The sequence below is a fragment of the Thermovenabulum gondwanense genome, from assembly GCF_001601575.1.
Taxonomy (GTDB): Bacteria; Bacillota; Thermosediminibacteria; order Thermosediminibacterales; family Thermosediminibacteraceae; genus Thermovenabulum; species Thermovenabulum gondwanense.
On the sequence record NZ_LOHZ01000027.1, the window covers coordinates 94,051 to 111,665 of the forward strand.

Consider the following 17,615-nt stretch of genomic DNA (forward strand, 5'->3'; position numbering starts at 1 on the left):
CATAAAAATACTAAATGGAGGGATGGTATGACAACGGAAAGAGAAGAAATAAAGCGTTATGAGGATATCATTAAAAAAATTAAGGATGTAATTTCCGTAAAGATTAACACTTCTTCTGACGGCAGCATTTCCGAAATCCACGTTCTTGCAAATTCCAACAGAAGTCCGAAGCAGATAGTCAGGGACATTGAATCCGCTTTAATAGCCTGCTTTGGTTCTAACATAGACCACAAAAAGATAAGCATTGCTCAGGTGGGAGAGGAAGTAATTTCAAGGTCTCATTTGAGGTTGAAGGTAAACGGCATAGATGTTAGAAAGAGCGGTGTAACTTACGAGGTTACGGTTAGCCTTATTGGGCCGGAAAATGCCATATACGAAGGGAAGGCTATGGGGGGTATAAGCTTAAAAAATTTAATGAAATTATCCGCTCAGGCCACGTTGGATGCTGTACATAAATTTTTGAATAAGGATTATGTTTTTAACTTAGAAGAAGTGATGAGTTATAAAATTTCCGATAAAGAAGCTATTGCGGTGCTCATTTCCAGCTCGATAAACGGACAGGAAGAGTATTTTTTGGGTTCTATATTGCTGAAACAGGACAAGCCCGAATCCACTGCTCGTGCTACTCTTGATGCCATTAACAGGAGACTTATAATAATTAATTCCGAAAATTGCGAATAAAAGGGCCGACAGTATTTAATTTTTTTAAGCGAAGCGAAAATTATATCCTGCTCCGGTAGCGGAAGGAGCAGAGTCCGTAGATAGGAGGAGGCTATAATTGATGAGAATTAACGACACCCTTGTTAAGATAATCCTTGCCCTTTTCGCCCTGGTATTAGCCGGCGGCGCCAATTTAAAATTAGGGCCATAAAAAAATATCCAGCTGTCGGCCCTTTTATTTTTAATAGAAATTACAACATGTTAATTGAATGCAAAAAGCAGGTGGTTTTTAGTGGGAGATAAAAAAGTTTCTAAATTTTTTTGGATATATTTTTTGATATTAGTTGCTATAGCTTTATATTTTTTATATATTTCTATTATTACTTTTCCCTTGCATGATATAAGCAAATTATCATCATTGGTAATATTTACTACCATGCTAATATTAGGAGAATTACTTTCGGTAACTCTACCAAATCAAACTGAAATCACGGTTGGTTTTGCAATTAATACGGCTACTATTTTAATATTCGGCTTTAAATTCAGCACAATAATAGCATTTATAGCTGTAACCGCAACCGAGTTAAAAAGAATAAAAATTATGCCTTTATACAAGTCAATTTTAAATATTTGTATATTTGTTATAATGGTAAGTGTTTCCGGATTTATATATGAAAAATTAGGTGGAAGTATAGGTAATATCAACATTTATTCCGATTTTTTAAAAATACTACTAATGATTGCTATATACTTTTTTATTAATGTCGGGCTGATTCTAACGGTAGTATATTTATTATATTCTAAATCTATGTTTTTTAATTTCTTAAATATATTCATTAAACTAATACCTAACTACTTTTCTCTGGGGTTTTTAGGAGTTCTATTGGCAATAATTTACGTTAACGTAGGCATACTGGGAGTAATCTTATTTTTAATACCGCTCTTGGTAGCCCGACATTCCTTCAAACTTTACATGGATATGAGAAAAACCTACTTAGACACCATTAAAGCCCTTGCCAATGCTCTGGAAGCGAAAGACCCCTATACCAGGGGACATTCAGAAAGGGTAGCTAAGCTTGCGGTGGCAATTGCGGAAGATCTTAATTTAAGCCAGGATTTGATACAGAATTTGAACTATGCGGCGATTCTCCACGATATCGGGAAAATTGGAATACCGGAAATCATATTAAATAAGCCCGGAAAACTTTCCGATGAGGAATTTGCAAAAATAAAGGAACACCCGGTGAAGGGTGCGAGCATTACCAACAATGTGGATTTTCTTTCCCAGGCATCCCTCTTTATCCTTCACCACCACGAAAGGTTAAACGGAAGCGGTTATCCTAAAGGATTAAAAGGAGCTGAAATCCCCCTTGGGGCGGCCATAATAGCGGTGGCGGATGTTTACGATGCCCTTACAACGGATAGGCCGTACAGGAATGCGCTAAGCCCTCAAGAAGCCTTTAAGGAAATTGAAATAAATAAAGGGGTATTATTTAAAGAAGAGGTGGTTGATGCTTTAAAGAGGGTGCTGGAAAAACGTGAGGAACTTAAGGAGTGCGTTTAAAGATGCTGGTAGATGTAATCGTTCTTGCAATTATAGTGGGAATTATAAGAGGCGGCAATATATTAAACCTTGCCAAGCTCCCGCTAAAAAATTTAAATTTAATCTTTCTTTCTTTTGTAATCAGGTACATCCCCTTTTATTTAAAAGGCGATCTTCATTTATTTGCGGTAAAATACAACATTTTTTTCGTGGTCATTTCCTACGGTCTAATGCTTTACGTCCTGTTTTCCAATTTTCATCTAAAACCCATGTTAATTTGTTTTCTGGGCATTTTTTTGAATGCGATGGTTATTCTGGCAAATAATGGCAAGATGCCCGTATCTTTAAAGGCCTTAGAAATGGCAAAATTAAATGATTTATTACCTCTTTTATTCAGCGAGGATTACCTTTATCATACTGCGGCAAATGCCTGGACGAAGCTTATTTTGCTCGGGGACGTAATTCCCCTTCCGCCGCCTTATCCCAGGCCCAGGGTAGTAAGCATAGGAGATATTCTTTTGGGTATAGGGGTATTTTGGCTTATTCAGATGGGAATGTTGAAAAAGCAATATTTAAGTGATAAAATTTAAGAGATAAACTGAAAAGGGAACCTGAAAAGGGGTCCCTTATATTTTTAGGTTTTTACTTTGACTTAGGAGGCATTTAAAAAATGTTTGATATCTTTAAAAAAATTTTTGGCAGTACCAACGAAAAGGAAATTAAAAAATTAATGCCCATTGTAGAGCAGGTCAACAACTGGGAACCAAAAATAAGGGTCCTATCAGATACAGAATTATCAGCAAAGACTATTGAATTCAAAGAAAGGTTATCAAAGGGAGAGACCTTAGATGAGCTTTTACCGGAGGCTTATGCCGTGGTGAGAGAGGCAGCCAAAAGGACCCTGGGGATGCGTCCCTTTGATGTTCAGATACTGGGAGGCATCGTTCTTCACCAGGGTAGAATTGCGGAAATGAAGACAGGCGAAGGGAAAACCCTTGTAGCTACAATGCCTGCTTACCTTAATGCCCTGACCGGTAATGGCGTCCACGTGGTAACGGTTAACGATTATTTAGCAAAAAGGGATAGCGAATGGATGGGTAAGGTGTACAGGTTTTTGGGGCTGGAAGTGGGGCTTATCGTCCACGGATTGGATTTTGAGGAGAGAAAAAAGGCATACAATGCAGACATTACCTATGGCACCAATAATGAGTTTGGTTTCGACTATCTGAGGGATAACATGGTTCTTTACCGGGAACACCGGGTACAGAGGGAACTGAACTATGCAATTATAGACGAGGTGGACAGCATTCTAATTGATGAAGCCAGGACTCCTTTGATAATTTCGGGGCAGTCCGATGAATCCACGGATATATACTACAAATTTGCCAGGTTCGTTCCGAGGCTGAAGCCGGAAGAGGATTTCACGGTGGATGAAAAAGCCCATACGGTAATACCCACCGAAAAAGGGATAAAAAAGGCAGAAGATTTTTTAGGAGTGGAAAATTTATACGATGAAGAAAATATGGAGCTTTTGCACCATTTTCACCAGGCGCTCAAAGCTCATTATCTGATGAAGAGGGACCGGGACTATGTGGTTAAAGACGGGCAGGTCATCATTGTAGACGAGTTTACAGGCAGGCTCATGTTCGGAAGGCGCTACAGCGAAGGGCTGCATCAAGCTATCGAGGCAAAGGAAGGTGTAAAGGTGGAGAGGGAGAGCAAAACCCTCGCCATGATTACCTTCCAGAATTATTTTAGAATGTACAAAAAATTGGCGGGCATGACGGGCACTGCTGCCACCGAGGAAGAGGAATTCAGGAAGATTTACGGTTTAGATGTGGTTGTTATACCGACCAACAAACCCATGATCAGGGTGGACCATCCGGATGTAATATATAAAACCGAAAAAGCCAAGTTTGAAGCGGTAGTAAGGGAAATAGAGGATTGCTATAAGATAGGCAGGCCGGTGCTGGTGGGTACCGTCTCCATTGAAAAATCCGAAAGACTGAGTGAGATGCTGAAGAAAAAGGGGATTCCCCACCAGGTTTTAAATGCCAAATATCACGAAAAGGAAGCGGAAATTATAGCAAAGGCTGGCCAAAAAGGTGCGGTAACCATTGCCACCAATATGGCCGGAAGGGGAACGGATATTGTACTGGGGGAAGGGGTGGCAGAGCTCGGAGGACTTCACGTTATCGGAACGGAAAGGCATGAGGCAAGGAGAATTGACAATCAGTTAAGGGGCCGTTCGGGCCGACAGGGTGACCCGGGTTCCTCGAGGTTTTTCGTTTCCTTGGAAGATGACCTGATGAGGCTTTTCGGTTCCGACAATGTAAAGGGCCTAATGGACAGGCTGGGGATCGAAGACGATCAGCCGATAGAGCATCCCTTGATTTCTAAAGCCATAGAGAACGCCCAGAAAAAAGTGGAAGCTAAAAACTTCGATATAAGAAAGCATCTTTTGGAATACGATGATGTAATGAATAAGCAAAGGGAGATAATATATGCCGAGAGGGCGAAGATTTTAGATGGAGAAAATTTAAAGGAAAACGTCTTTTCAATGATGGAAGACGTGGTGGAAGGACTTTTAAATATCTATGCGGCAAAGGAAGTCTACCCCGAAGAGTGGGACTTAAAAGGGCTCTCGGAGTATTTTTACGACCTTTTCCTGATAAAGGTGGACTTTGCCGGCCTGAACCCTGAACAAAAGAGCCGGGAGGAGATTAAGGAAGAGCTAATCTCCCTTCTTAAAAAAGCCTACGAGAAAAAAGAGGAGGAAATAGGGAGCGATACTTTAAGAGAGTTAGAAAAAGTGGTAATGCTGAAGGTGGTAGACCAGAAATGGATGGACCATATTGATGCCATGGATCAGCTCAGGCAGGGCATTGGACTCAGGGCTTACGGCCAGAGGGACCCGCTGATAGAGTACAAAATTGAAGGATTCGAGATGTTCCAGGAGATGATAAAAAATATTAAGGAAGATACCTTAAGGTATCTATTCAGAATAAGGCTGGGAGCTCCTCTTCAAAGAAAAGAAGTGGCAAGAAATGTGACGTATTCCCACGGGGATGAAGGAGAAAAGAAAATGCCGATAAGAAAGGGCAAAAAAGTCGGAAGAAATGACCCCTGCCCCTGCGGAAGCGGCAAAAAATATAAAAAATGTTGCGGCAGAAATGAATCATAAAGGGAGGTATATCGGATGCTGGATGAACTGAAAATCGAATTGAGAGAATACGAGGAGTTATTTAAAGAGATGAGGGATGCTCTTTGAAATAGATGCTTTAAAGGAAGAGATAAAAAATTTAGAAGAAAAGACCTACAGGCCTGACTTTTGGGATGACCCTCAGAAAGCTCAGGAAGTAATGCAGAGATTAAATATGTTGAAGGAGAAGGTGGAAAGTTACGAGGGACTTTACCGGGAGTATGCGGACTTGCTTTCTCTAATAGAACTTGCCGAAGATGAACAGGAAGAAGAATTAATAAAAGAAATTTTACAGGATGCCGAAAAATTTAAAAAGGAATTTGAAAAGCTCAGGCTGAAATCGCTCTTAAGGGGTAAATACGATAAAAATAATGCGATACTTTCCCTTCACGCTGGAGCGGGGGGCACCGAAGCTCAGGATTGGGTGGAGATGCTTTTGAGGATGTACACCCGCTGGGCAGAGGATAAGGGCTACCGGGTCAAAGTGCTTGATATACTTCCCGGGGATGAAGCGGGGATCAAAAGTGCCACAATTCTAGTTGAAGGGCCTTACGCTTACGGCTATTTGAAATCCGAAAGCGGTGTTCATCGTTTGGTGAGGATTTCGCCTTTTGATGCTGCCGGTAAAAGGCATACTTCCTTTGCTTCGGTGGATGTCATACCCGAAATTGATGATGATATAGAAGTGGAAATAAAACCCGAAGATATTAAAATTGAAACCTTCAGGTCGGGCGGAGCTGGAGGGCAGTATGTCAATAAAACGGAATCAGCGGTGAGGATAATACACATTCCCACCGGTATTGTGGTGACCTGTCAGAATGAGAGGTCCCAGCAGAGTAATCGCAATACGGCTATGAAATTGCTAAAAGCAAAGCTTTTTAACCTCTACTGGGAAGAACAGCAAAAAAAGATAAACGAATTAAGAGGCGAGCAAAAGGAGATAGCCTGGGGGAGCCAGATAAGGTCCTATGTTTTCCATCCTTACAGCCTCGTAAAGGATCACAGGACGAATGTGGAGGTCGGAAATGTACAGGCCGTTATGGATGGAGAGCTGGATGATTTTATTATTGCGTATTTAAAAATGAATAAGGAAGGTTGAAAATTTTAAAAATGGGGGATACCGGATGAAGAAAGTATTTTTTACCCTTTCTTTTTTTGCCGTTTTGGTTTTCGCGATCATTGCCAAGGGTGCTATAAACGATCCCGGTTCGGAAGCCGATCCTCTTGTCACAAAAAGCTATGTGGACTCGGTGGCAGAAGACTTGAAAAATTATTTTGAAGGGAAGGTTCAAAAGGCTGATAAATTTGTGGTTGTTAACCTGAATAGTGGTGATATTCTTATCGGAGATATGGGCACCGAAATAATTTTAAGAAGCGGTAATGGAATTGTCTACAGCCAGCAGGGGCAGGGCATATCGGATATAACCGATGGCAGGGATTTGAGAAAAGGAGAAAAGATATTACCTAACCATCTTTTGATTATCCCGAGGGATGACAACAGGGGAATACAGGCTAAGACCGGGTTAGTTTTAATGGTGAAGGGGAGTTATCAAATACTGAAAAAGTAGTTTATTGAAGGGATGGTTCGTGTGAAAACAAAGGATTTAACAAAAAAAATTTATATTGCTGTTATTGTATTTTCTGTACTGCTATCCTTTTTCGCCCTTATCCCCAGAATTAATGCGGAAAATAAAAATAAAATTTTGGATTTTGCCATTTCTTATACGGACTTAAAAAACACAGCTCAGGAGCAGAATATAAGCGTAAAAGAAGCTGCCGGCCTTTTCAAGGAATGGGGGGCAAATTCTGTCTTCTACAAAGAAAATACCGTACAGGACCTGGTCAACGACGGCAGGGTGTTTGTAACCAACAGGCAGGGCATGAAAGCTCTGGGGTACGCAGGCAACTACTATTTTAACGGAAATGAATGTTATGTATTGACTTCCGACGGTAAATTGAGCGCAAGGCTGATTAATCATTTAAAATATAAAATCGGCAAAAGCAAGGTAGAGGTGTTTAATTTTAAAGGGCAGAGCGCTATAGCGGTAAATATTCCATTGATTAGCCTGCTGAATACCGGTGTTGGTTTTGATGGGGAAGAAATAAGGAATATTGAAAGTTTGGGGCTTCACACGGTATTAATGATAAAAAACTGGCCCTTAGTGAACGATGAATCCATTAAATTCGTTTTTAATGATCTGGCGAATTCCGCAGATATGATTACCGCAGTGCTTTTTTCCGACAAGAAAATTCCAGGGTTTACTAATAAGTTAAAGGAAATAGGGGATGAGTTTAAAAATAAAAATTTATCCCTGGGAACGGTGGAATTTTACAATCAGACGGGCATCGAAAAACTGGCAAAATTGTTGAATAACAGGGTTATAAGGCTTCACTCCGTAGCGGACAATGAGCTTTTATCCATTTCGCCGGAAAATATGATTGACCGTTTTACCTTAGCAGCAAAGGAGAGAAATATCAGGATTCTTTATTATAAAATGCTTCCCGTTGATGAGCAAAATGCGAAACTTCAGCTAAATGCCGATGTGATATCTAAAACCGTACAAAAATTGAAGGCTCAGGGTTTTACAGTGGAAAGCGGGGAAAATACCATTCCGAGCCCTTATAATAATATCCATCCCGGAAGGCTGCTTCAGCTACTAATGGGCATGGGGCCGATAGCTGCTTTTTCCCTGATACTGAAGCAAATTAAATTCAGTTACCATATTTTTGTTTTTTTAAGTTTTACCCTTGGATGGATTATCTTGCTATTTATCGTACCTGCTCTTGCTTTAAAGTTGATGGCTCTGGCTTCGGTGGTAGTTTTTCCAGTATTGACTATATTCGTGCTCTTAAACAGAAATAAAATTTCTATCAGCCGGGCAGCGGTTAAAATTATCCTTTTAACGGTGTGTTCCCTGTGCGGCGCCTTTATAATGTCGGGATTGCTTTCATCTACGGAATATATGGTTAAGATAGACCAGTTTACGGGGGTAAAGGCTGCGTATTTACTTCCGGTAGTACTGGCTACATGCCTTGTGTATTTATTCTCGGGAAGGGAAAACCCCGTAAAAAAGGTAAGGTCTTTACTGGAAGAGCCTCTTATGGTAAAGTATATGGTCCTGACTTTGGTATTTTTGGCCGTTGGTCTTATTTATTTAAGCAGAACCGGAAATGAATCAACGGTAGGTGTAAGCCCGCTGGAAATAAAAATCCGATACCTTTTAGACCGGGTCATAGGGGTAAGGCCCAGGACAAAGGAATTTTTGGTAGGGCATCCCTTTATGATGCTTTTGCTTCACTTAGGTTACAATGACAAAAAATTACCCCTTTTGATTCTTGGAGCGATAGGGCAGGTGTCCTTGGTAAATACCTTCGCCCATATTCACACGCCTTTTTTGATATCTATTTTAAGGACCTTTGTGGGGCTGGCTTTCGGAATAATTATAGGAATTGTGCTTTGCATTTTTGTTGATTATTCCACTAATTTGTACAAGAGGTGGATAAATTGAAGGGTGCAGTAATTTCCGGGTACTACGGATTCAATAATCTCGGCGATGAGGCGGTACTTTATTTTATCCTGGAGAACCTTAAAAGGGAAATTCCGGGTGTAAAAATTACCGTGCTGTCCAATTCCCCGGAGAATACCTCAAAAACCTACGGTGTAAATTCGGTAAAAAGGGATAATTTCAAAGATGTGATTGCTGCCATTAAAGAAGCGGATGTGCTGATAAGCGGCGGAGGAAGCTTGATTCAAGATGCTACAAGTTTCCTCTCCCTTTTATACTACCTTTCGGTGATATATATTGCAAAAAAATTGGGGAAAAAGGTGTTTATTTTTGCCCAGGGTTATGGTCCTGTAAAAAGGAATATTTCAAAAAAACTTGCCAAGTATATTCTGAACAAAGTGGACTATATTACTCTGAGAGATGAAGATTCCAAAAGGGATTTACTGAATTTGGGACTATCACCATCGAAAATAACGGTTACAGCGGACCCCGTTATAGGGATTGAACCCGAGGCTATTGACGAAGATGCCGGCAAAAACATATTATTAAAAAAGGGCGTGGATTTCAAAAAACCATTAATTGGTATATCCATAAGAAGCCACGATGATAATGAAAAAATTATAGAGGAAGTTTCGCGCTTTGTAGAAATTTTTCAAGGTGGTGCCGATTTTTTGCTGATACCCTATCATTTTCCCGCCGATCTGGACATATCAAAAAAGGTAATGCAAAAAACTTACAATAACAATGTTTACCTTATTGAAGAAAATATTGACCCGATTAGCGCTTTTTCCATTTTAAAAAATTTAAATCTTATCGTGGGAATGAGATTACACTCTTTAATAATGGCTTGCGCCCTTTTTATTCCGACGATAGGAATCTCCTATGATCCCAAAGTAGATAGGTTTATGAAAATGGCGGGGAATACCTTTTTTATGGACGCAAAAGAAATTTCGGGAGAAAAAATATACGAAATGGCAATAATAAGGCTAAAAGAGGGCATAACAAAAGAAGAAAGGGAAAGTATTCTGAATTTAAAGAAAAGAGCAGGCGAAACGGTAAAAAAGCTTATAGAAATTCTCATTTAATCCGCTGCGGGGGGTAAGAATGAGAGATATTATAAATATTTTAAACGTACCTTTCGATAATATAACTTACGAGGAGGCCTTGAAAAAGGCGGAATCCTTTATAAAAGAAAAAAAAGCGGCAGGGATAGTAACGCCCAATGCGGAAATTGTAATTTCCGCAAATAAAGACAGAAAACTTTACGATGCCATTTGCCGTGCGGATATTATTCTGCCCGATGGAATAGGGGTGTATCTGGCTTCCCGGATTATAAATACCCCTCTTAAACAGAGGACTACGGGATTTGATTTTATGGTGGAGCTTTTAAAAATTGCCGACAAAAAGGGGTATTCCGTATATTTTCTGGGAGGAAAACCGGGGGTTGCGGATGAAGCGCTGGCAAACGTTAAAAAAAATTTCCCCGGTATAGTCCCTTCCGGTGCCCATCACGGCTATTTCTCCGAAAGCGAAGAAGAGGATGTTATTGAAGAGATAAACAAAAAATCTCCCGACATGGTCTTTGCAGGCATGGGTGCGCCAAAACAGGAACTTTTTATTTCCAGGAACAAAGACAAGCTGAGCTGCGGTTTTCTGATGGGGGTAGGAGGAAGTTTAGACGTACTTTCAGGCAGAACAAAGAGGGCTCCTCATATTATGCAAAAATTAGGCCTTGAGTGGTTTTACAGGCTGATTAAGGAGCCCTACCGGGCTAAAAGGATGACCGCACTTCCTTTGTTTTTACTTAGGGTAATATTTACCGAAAAGAGGGGTAAAAGGTGAAAGAAAAGCAGCTCTTATTTGATTACCTGCAGATTGCGGCGGGTTGCTTCATCTCTTCCTTAGGCCTTACCATGTTCTTAGTCCCCAACAAGGTGGCGGCGGGTGGTGTTAGCGGCCTTGCCACCGTACTTCATTACCTTTTTCACGTGCCGGTGGGCTGGACGATGCTCATATTAAACATTCCTTTATTTGTAGCAGGGGTAGTATACCTGGGAAGAAGTTTCGGATTTAAAACGATTGTCGGCACAATACTTTTCTCAATTTTTACCGAACTCACCGCAAACTTTCCCGTACCTACAAAGGATTTACTTTTGGCAACGGTATACGGCGGAATACTTCTGGGAGCCGGGCTGGGTATAGTTTTCAGGACGAGAGCTACTACCGGTGGTTCTGATCTTGCGGCAATGCTTATAAATCATTTTTTACCTTCGGTAAGCGTAGGGCAGGGGATTCTCCTGGTGGATTTTTTTGTTATTTTGCTGGACGGAGTTGCATTTAACTGGGAACTGGCCATGTATTCCTGGATTGCCCTTTATGTTAGCAGCAAAGTAATTGACCTTGTTCAGGAAGGCATTAATTACGCAAAGGCTGTGTATATAATTTCTGATAAAAATGATGATATAGCTAAAAAAATAATAGAGGAAATGAACAGAGGGGTAACCGTTTTTAAAGGCACCGGCGCTTATACGGGAGAAAACAGGAATGTGCTATTGTGTGCGGTTACCCGTTTGGAGCTCTCCCGGTTGAAAAAAATAATAAAAGATGTAGACCCGACGGCCTTTGTCATTGTGCACGATGTGCACGAAGTGCTGGGGGAAGGTTTCAGTTTCAATAAAAAAGAAGAGGTTGTTTAGCCCGCGAAAAATTTGATGTTTTTGCGGGTTTTTTATATTTTTTTAAAAAATTTTTGGTACAAGGGGATTTTTGGTAAAAATTAATAAAAATCTTGAAAGGTTTAACAAAATCAAAAGTTGACATAATATGAACGGGAAATACATTTAATTAATGAAAGCAAAAGGATAATAGGTAATAAATTTTGACATAATACTAATAATGTGTCTTTTAATGGATATAAACAAAATTTTTAAAAGAGAGGGATAAAATATGAATATAGGAATAGTTTCTACATTTCCTCCGAGAGAATGCGGGCTGGCATCCTTTTCGAAAGACCTTTGCGATAACCTCCGCCTGCACCAGCAGGAGGTAAAAATTATCGCTATGACCGATAAAAATTCTTCTTACGATTACACCCGGGACGTGATTTTCGAGATCCATGAGGAAGCAGAGGATGATTATATCATTGCAGCGGAAGTGGTAAATGCCTCGAATCTCGATATACTGCTTTTACAGCATGAATACGGCATTTTTGGAGGCCCGGATGGGGTAAACATACTTAAGTTTTGCGAAAATTTAAACAAGCCCTATCTGCTGACCACCCACACGGTATTACCTCATCCCACCATTATGCAAAAAGAAATCCTTTGCGAATTAGCCGGGATGTCAAAAGCCGTAATTTGCATGACGAAACGCTCGGCAGAACTTTTAAATGAAGTTTATGGGGTGCCTTTAAATAAAATCTATATTATACCCCACGGCGTACCTAAATTCGAGAAAAAAGACCGAAACAAACTCAAAGAAAAATACGGTTTTTCGGGAAGGCCGGTTATAACCACTTTCGGATTTATTGGCCCGGGCAAAGGAATAGAAATTGGAATTTTAGCGGTTAATAAATTAAGGGAGAAATTTAAAAACATAATATATATAGTAGCGGGAGAAACCCACCCTAAGCTGAAAAAGAAGGAAGGAGAAATTTACCGGGAATCCCTTTTAAAACTTGTAGACCGGTTGGATTTAAGGGATAATGTGCATTTTATTAACAAATACATTCCTCTGGAAGAGCTGGGAGATTTGCTTTACATGACGGATGTTTATTTGACGCCCTATCCGGGCAGGCATCAGGCTGTAAGCGGAACCCTTTCCTATGCCCTGGGCAGCGGAAGGGCTATAGTATCCACGCCCTATGAGTATTCTCTTGAAATGCTCAAAAATGACCGGGGGCTGGTTTCATCTTGTGCTGACCCGGAGCAGTTAGCTTTGTTGATGGATAAGGTGTTGTCCGATGAGTTATTGAAGGTAAAACTTGAAAAAAATGCGGGGAAATTGGGAGAAACCATGCTGTGGCCAAATGTGGCCAAAAATTACATCGAGATAATGGAAGAACTCCTCGGTGTAAAATTAAAAAGGAGTGCAGCGGAAGATGTATAAACATCTTTTGAAAATGACCGACAAAAACGGCATAATACAGTTCTCGAAAAAAGACGAACCGGATAAGAGCAGCGGGTATACCGTCGATGATAATGCTCGGGCGCTTATTGTATCCCTGAACATGAAAAATGAAGAAGGCAGGGAACTTTCAAAGATATATGCAAATTTTTTAAAGGAAGCCCAAAAAGAAGACGGCAGTTTTTCAAATTTAAAAGTGGACAAAAAGTTTTTGCCGGACTTGGATTCGGAAGACTGTTTTGGGAGGGCATTTTTAGCATCCTGCTATGTGGCAACCCATGGGGATGCGGAATTGAAAAATCTCGGTTTGAATCTCATCCTGAAGAGTATTGAGTATATAGGCAATATACGGTCTCTCCGGGCTGCCGCCTATTGCCTTATAGGGCTTTTCTACTTAGAGGATATTTTCCCGGGAAATAGATTTATAATGGATTCGGCTAAAAAATTAGCCTATCATTTGATAGAAAAATACCAGCAAAATAGCTGTGGGGAATGGCAGTGGTTTGAGGATAGGCTAACCTACTGCAATGCACTGCTGCCCCATTCGCTGTTTTCCTATTATGAACTAAGCAGTGATAAAAAAGCGCTGAAGGTTGCTAACAAAACCCTCAAATTTTTATCCGGTGCTCTTTTTAAAAAGGGGTATTTAAATATAGTTGGAAACCGGGGTTGGTGGAATAAAGAAGATAAACCTCCTCTTTTTGATCAGCAGCCGGTGGATGCAGCTTCCATAATACTTGCCTGCCTTCAGGCCTATATTGCAACCGGGGATAAGGAATACATGGTCCTGGCCAGGGTAGCTTTTAAGTGGTACATGGGAGAAAATATTAACAAAGTGCCCCTTATTAATGACAAAACCCAGGGATGTCATGATGCTCTTGTCCCCGACGGTGTGAATTTAAATCAGGGTGCAGAAGCTCTGGTTTCCTATTTGATGGCCTGTCAGCTTTTAAATGAGTTTGAAAGGGGAAATGCGGTGGAATGCGTTCCGGCGGTGTAGATAATGTCCTTTATTTTAATGCATTGGAGGATATAAATAAATGTATCCCGGAAAGTATTAATGCGAAAGTAATAATAGGAATTCCCTTTTATAATGAAAAAAATACTCTATTAGAAGTGATTAAAATTGCCAAGGACAGCCTTAAAGATTTGAAAGAGCCTAAGCTTGTTATGGCAGTTGGCGACCCTGCCGGGAAGGATGTCCTGGATACAATAAAAAAAGAATTTCACGAAGAAGTCATAGCGTTTTTGATGCCGAAGGGGGTTAATGGAAGGGGATTTAGCATAAGGGCAATTTTAGAAGCGGCAAGAAAATTAAAAAGCGATGCGGTCCTTCTGGAAGCGGATTTGATGCAGGAAAAGGGAAAGGGCATAAAATCCCAGTGGGTGGATAGGCTTTATCAGCCGATTGCGGAAGGATATCATGCTTCCATAGCGGTTTTTCAAAGGCATCCCCTGGAAGATACCGCAGGTCCTCTTTTGGTGGCACCTCTCCTTTCGGTATTATACCGGGTAAGATTTACTGATCCCCTTAGCGGTTTGTTTGCCCTTTCCGGAGATATTATAGAGGAACTTTCCAGGGACTTTGATAAAAACAAAGAATTAGCTGGAGGTTATGGCCTGAATCCCTGGCTCCTGACTTTTTTATTGAGGGAAAACAAAAAAATCTGCGAAGTTTACTTGGGTTGCAAGTTATCTCCCTCAACTTTTTGCAAGAGGTCCATAGTTTTTAAGGAAATGGTTTATGCTCTCTTCAGCAGGGTGATTGAGGATGAAAAAAGGTGGAAGGAGGCAAAAAAGGTAATAAAGTTCCCGGATTTATACGATTACCGGGAAGGTGAAGAGCCAAAGGAAGTTTTCTGCAATTATGAGGAATACGTAAAGGAGTTTAAGGCCGGATATACACACTATCGAAAAATACTTTCGGAAATATTGCACGACAGTTTAATTGAAAAATTGGATAATTTATTGACTTCTTCACCGTCCGAGTTCTCTTTTTCCGGCGAACTATGGGCAAAAATTGTTTATTCCTTTTTGCTGGGGACAGCCTTTCAGGAAGAACGATCAAAAGACGACTTGATGAATTCCTTTTTAGCACTGTACGAAGGAAGAGTAGCGGGATACATCAAAGAACATAACCGGGGCGAGATAAAAGAAAGCTTTGAAGCCTTTGAAAAGGAAAAGGTAAATTTTACTGCCCGATGGAAGGAGAAATCCATATACAAAAACCCTGCCCTGACCCCTTTAGATTATATTGAGTATATTCCCGGGGTGCCAATAGTTATTCCTAAAAGGTTAAAGGGGATAAGAGGGAAAGAAGTATATCCCAATGAAATATTAAAAAGGCTGCATAAAAAGTACAAAAATGCCTTTAGTGGATTTGTATCCGAGGAGCTGAAAACCCGGGAAGATGAACCGGAAAGGGTGGTAGAAAAATACAGAGAATTCATAATGAACCTTGAAAGGAAATTGAAGGAGGTATTTCCGGGAGAACTTTCTACTGAAAAAGGATTGGTAGAATTTTGCAATAATGTTTTCACAAAATTCCCTCACGGCAGGGTTCTTGCGATAAAGTGGGAAATTTTAAGAAAAATTGTGTATGAGTTTCCTCCCCGGAATCTCCTGGTAATGATGAAATACAAAAGTTTAAGAGAAATGCTGGATAACGTAGATGTCAGGGATATTCTAACACTGGCCCAGTACACCGAAGATGCCGACTATTTCGAGAGGATTTTTTCATGGTTAAAGGACAACCTGAGGCATGATAGTTTTGAGGAAACGGATATTGCCCCGGTAATCATAAACAGGGAACGTTTCCCAGGTATAAGTGAATTGAGGGAGATATCTGATTACAACAGGTTGACGGCCAGAATTTCGGTGGTAACCTTAGGAAAGGGTATGGGAGGGGATTATCCTAAGGTAAGGTATTTTTGCAGGATTGCCAAAAGCCTGGTGGAAGCCGAATATTATTCCAAATTATGGGCAACTTTTTCAGCCGAGCACAAAGAGGTAGGAATAAAAGTAATAAATTCTATCAAAGGGCATTACGGCAAGAATATTTTTTCTGCCCACCATATATTTGAAAATATTATACACAGGGAGTTTGTAAAAAGGGTAGAAAGATTAGCCGGGCTGCTGCAGAGGGAGGACGGGGAAGATTGCGCCTCCTTTCTCAGGACTATGGTGAGGGGCTACGGTTTAAGCGCCACTTTGAAAGACGGTACCTTCATGCCCTGTTCCGTCTGGACGTGGGCCAGTTACAGCTTTAAGGGAGGAGAAGGGATTCCCACACCGCTGTTTTTACATGTGGAGAGGGACTGGTTTAACCATGATTTTATAGAAGAGGTTTACCGGGAACTGGGAAATGATGTTAGGGATATTGAAAGGAAAATCTTTAACCTTATAGGACTGGGCAGGGAAGCCCAGGATTTAAGGCAGGAACTTCTGGGAGCGGTACCCTATCAGGAAGAAGTTGTGATTCAGGACATAGAACCCTGGCCTCCTGCAGGGGTTTTGAAAAGGTACAAATTTGAGCCAATACTTTCACCCATAAAGGAACACTGGTGGGAGAACAGGTATGTATTAAATGCCGCAGCCTTCCGCCGGGGCGAGAAGGTATACATTCTTTACAGAGCTTACGGGCATGATGAGGTGTCGCGGATCGGTCTTGCTATAACTGATGGCTTCAACGTTATAGAAAGGTTAAAAAATCCCATTTTCATACCCCAGACCAAAGAAGAGGTAAAAGGGTGTGAAGACCCCAGGATCGTAATTATCGATGATGAGATATTTATGTTATACACCGCTTACGACGGAGTGGTTGCCCAGATTGCCGCTGCTTCTATAAAGCTGGAAGACTTCCTCAACAGGGAATTTGACAGGTGGAAGAGGCTGGGACTTGCATTTCCGGGTCTCTGGGATAAAGATGCTTTGCTTTTTCCTGAAAAAATAGATGGGAAATACGTAATCTACCACAGAATTGAACCGAGCATCTGGATGGCTTTTTCCGATGAGCTTAAATTTCCCTGGCCGGATAAAGGCCATAAGATTATAGTGGGACCCAGGTCCGGCTTCATGTGGGATTCATTGAAAATAGGAGCGGGAGCCCAACCGCTGAAGACCAAGTACGGTTGGCTCTTAATATACCACGGTGTGGACTTTGAACTGGTCTACCGGCTGGGAGTGCTGCTGGTGGATCTAAAAGACCCGGGGAAGGTTCTCTACAGGTCTCCGAATCCTGTACTTTCTCCGGAAACGGAAAGCGAGATAGGGAAGAAGGGAGAAAGCTGGGTACCCAATGTGGTTTTTACCTGCGGAGCGGTACCGGTAAAGGACAAAGAAATTCTTGAGGATGAGGATGAGATAATCGTTTACTACGGTGCCGCGGATACAAGCATATGTGCAGCTACGGGTAAAGTAGCGGATTTAATTCCAAAGGAAATAAGGCAAAGGCTGTCTGCCAAAAAGGCTTGACGGCCTTTTTTTATGGGAAAAGATAATTTTCCCAATATTTCCTGAAATTAATACCGAAAAAAGGGAAGGATTTTTATTTTTTTCGTCGAAATTTAAATAAATCAGG

Annotated in this window: 13 protein-coding genes; all 13 read left to right on the forward strand. The window is 40.9% G+C overall.

Annotated features, from left to right (window positions below; translation table 11 throughout):
• The first annotated feature begins 27 nt into the window (after positions 1-27).
• Entirely contained in the window at positions 28-681 is a 654-nt protein-coding gene (locus ATZ99_RS05820) for a hypothetical protein (RefSeq protein ID WP_068748295.1), read from the forward strand.
• A gap of 271 nt (positions 682-952) precedes the next feature.
• Entirely contained in the window at positions 953-2,224 is a 1,272-nt protein-coding gene (locus ATZ99_RS05825; RefSeq protein WP_068748296.1) for an HD-GYP domain-containing protein, read from the forward strand.
• Between the two features lie 2 nt (positions 2,225-2,226).
• The gene (locus ATZ99_RS05830; protein WP_068748297.1) at positions 2,227-2,793 is read left to right on the forward strand and encodes a DUF5317 domain-containing protein; all 567 of its coding nucleotides are present in this window, start codon (positions 2,227-2,229) and stop codon (positions 2,791-2,793) included.
• Positions 2,794-2,873: 80 nt separating this feature from the next.
• On the forward strand, positions 2,874-5,387 hold the full coding sequence (secA, locus tag ATZ99_RS05835; RefSeq protein WP_068748298.1) for a preprotein translocase subunit SecA: 2,514 nt from the start codon (positions 2,874-2,876) through the stop codon (positions 5,385-5,387).
• A 15-nt stretch (positions 5,388-5,402) separates the two neighbouring features.
• Positions 5,403-6,504 (forward strand): peptide chain release factor 2 gene (gene prfB / locus ATZ99_RS05840; protein WP_157074722.1). Its coding sequence is split into 2 segments (ribosomal slippage): positions 5,403-5,471 and positions 5,473-6,504, totalling 1,101 coding nucleotides; the frame shifts between segments, so codons are not numbered across the junction.
• 25 nt (positions 6,505-6,529) lie between these two features.
• A complete protein-coding gene (locus tag ATZ99_RS05845) occupies positions 6,530-6,973 on the forward strand; it encodes a hypothetical protein (protein WP_068748299.1) in 444 nt (147 codons plus the stop codon).
• 21 nt (positions 6,974-6,994) lie between these two features.
• Entirely contained in the window at positions 6,995-8,914 is a 1,920-nt protein-coding gene (locus ATZ99_RS05850; RefSeq protein WP_068748300.1) for a DUF5693 family protein, read from the forward strand.
• A complete protein-coding gene (csaB, locus tag ATZ99_RS05855; protein ID WP_068748301.1) occupies positions 8,911-9,996 on the forward strand; it encodes a polysaccharide pyruvyl transferase CsaB in 1,086 nt (361 codons plus the stop codon). The genes ATZ99_RS05850 and csaB overlap by 4 nt, the downstream gene beginning before the upstream one ends.
• Positions 9,997-10,015: 19 nt before the next feature.
• The gene (locus ATZ99_RS05860) at positions 10,016-10,753 is read left to right on the forward strand and encodes a WecB/TagA/CpsF family glycosyltransferase (protein WP_068748302.1); all 738 of its coding nucleotides are present in this window, start codon (positions 10,016-10,018) and stop codon (positions 10,751-10,753) included.
• Positions 10,750-11,607 carry a YitT family protein gene (locus ATZ99_RS05865; protein ID WP_068748303.1) on the forward strand — a complete coding sequence of 286 codons (858 nt, stop codon included), beginning with the start codon at positions 10,750-10,752 and terminating at the stop codon, positions 11,605-11,607. The genes ATZ99_RS05860 and ATZ99_RS05865 overlap by 4 nt, the downstream gene beginning before the upstream one ends.
• A gap of 250 nt (positions 11,608-11,857) precedes the next feature.
• Entirely contained in the window at positions 11,858-13,018 is a 1,161-nt protein-coding gene (locus ATZ99_RS05870) for a glycosyltransferase family 4 protein (protein WP_068748304.1), read from the forward strand.
• On the forward strand, positions 13,011-14,036 hold the full coding sequence (locus ATZ99_RS05875; protein WP_068748305.1) for a hypothetical protein: 1,026 nt from the start codon (positions 13,011-13,013) through the stop codon (positions 14,034-14,036). The genes ATZ99_RS05870 and ATZ99_RS05875 overlap by 8 nt, the downstream gene beginning before the upstream one ends.
• The gene (locus ATZ99_RS05880; RefSeq protein WP_083947381.1) at positions 14,018-17,509 is read left to right on the forward strand and encodes a glycoside hydrolase family 130 protein; all 3,492 of its coding nucleotides are present in this window, start codon (positions 14,018-14,020) and stop codon (positions 17,507-17,509) included. The genes ATZ99_RS05875 and ATZ99_RS05880 overlap by 19 nt, the downstream gene beginning before the upstream one ends.
• Positions 17,510-17,615: the final 106 nt, after the last annotated feature.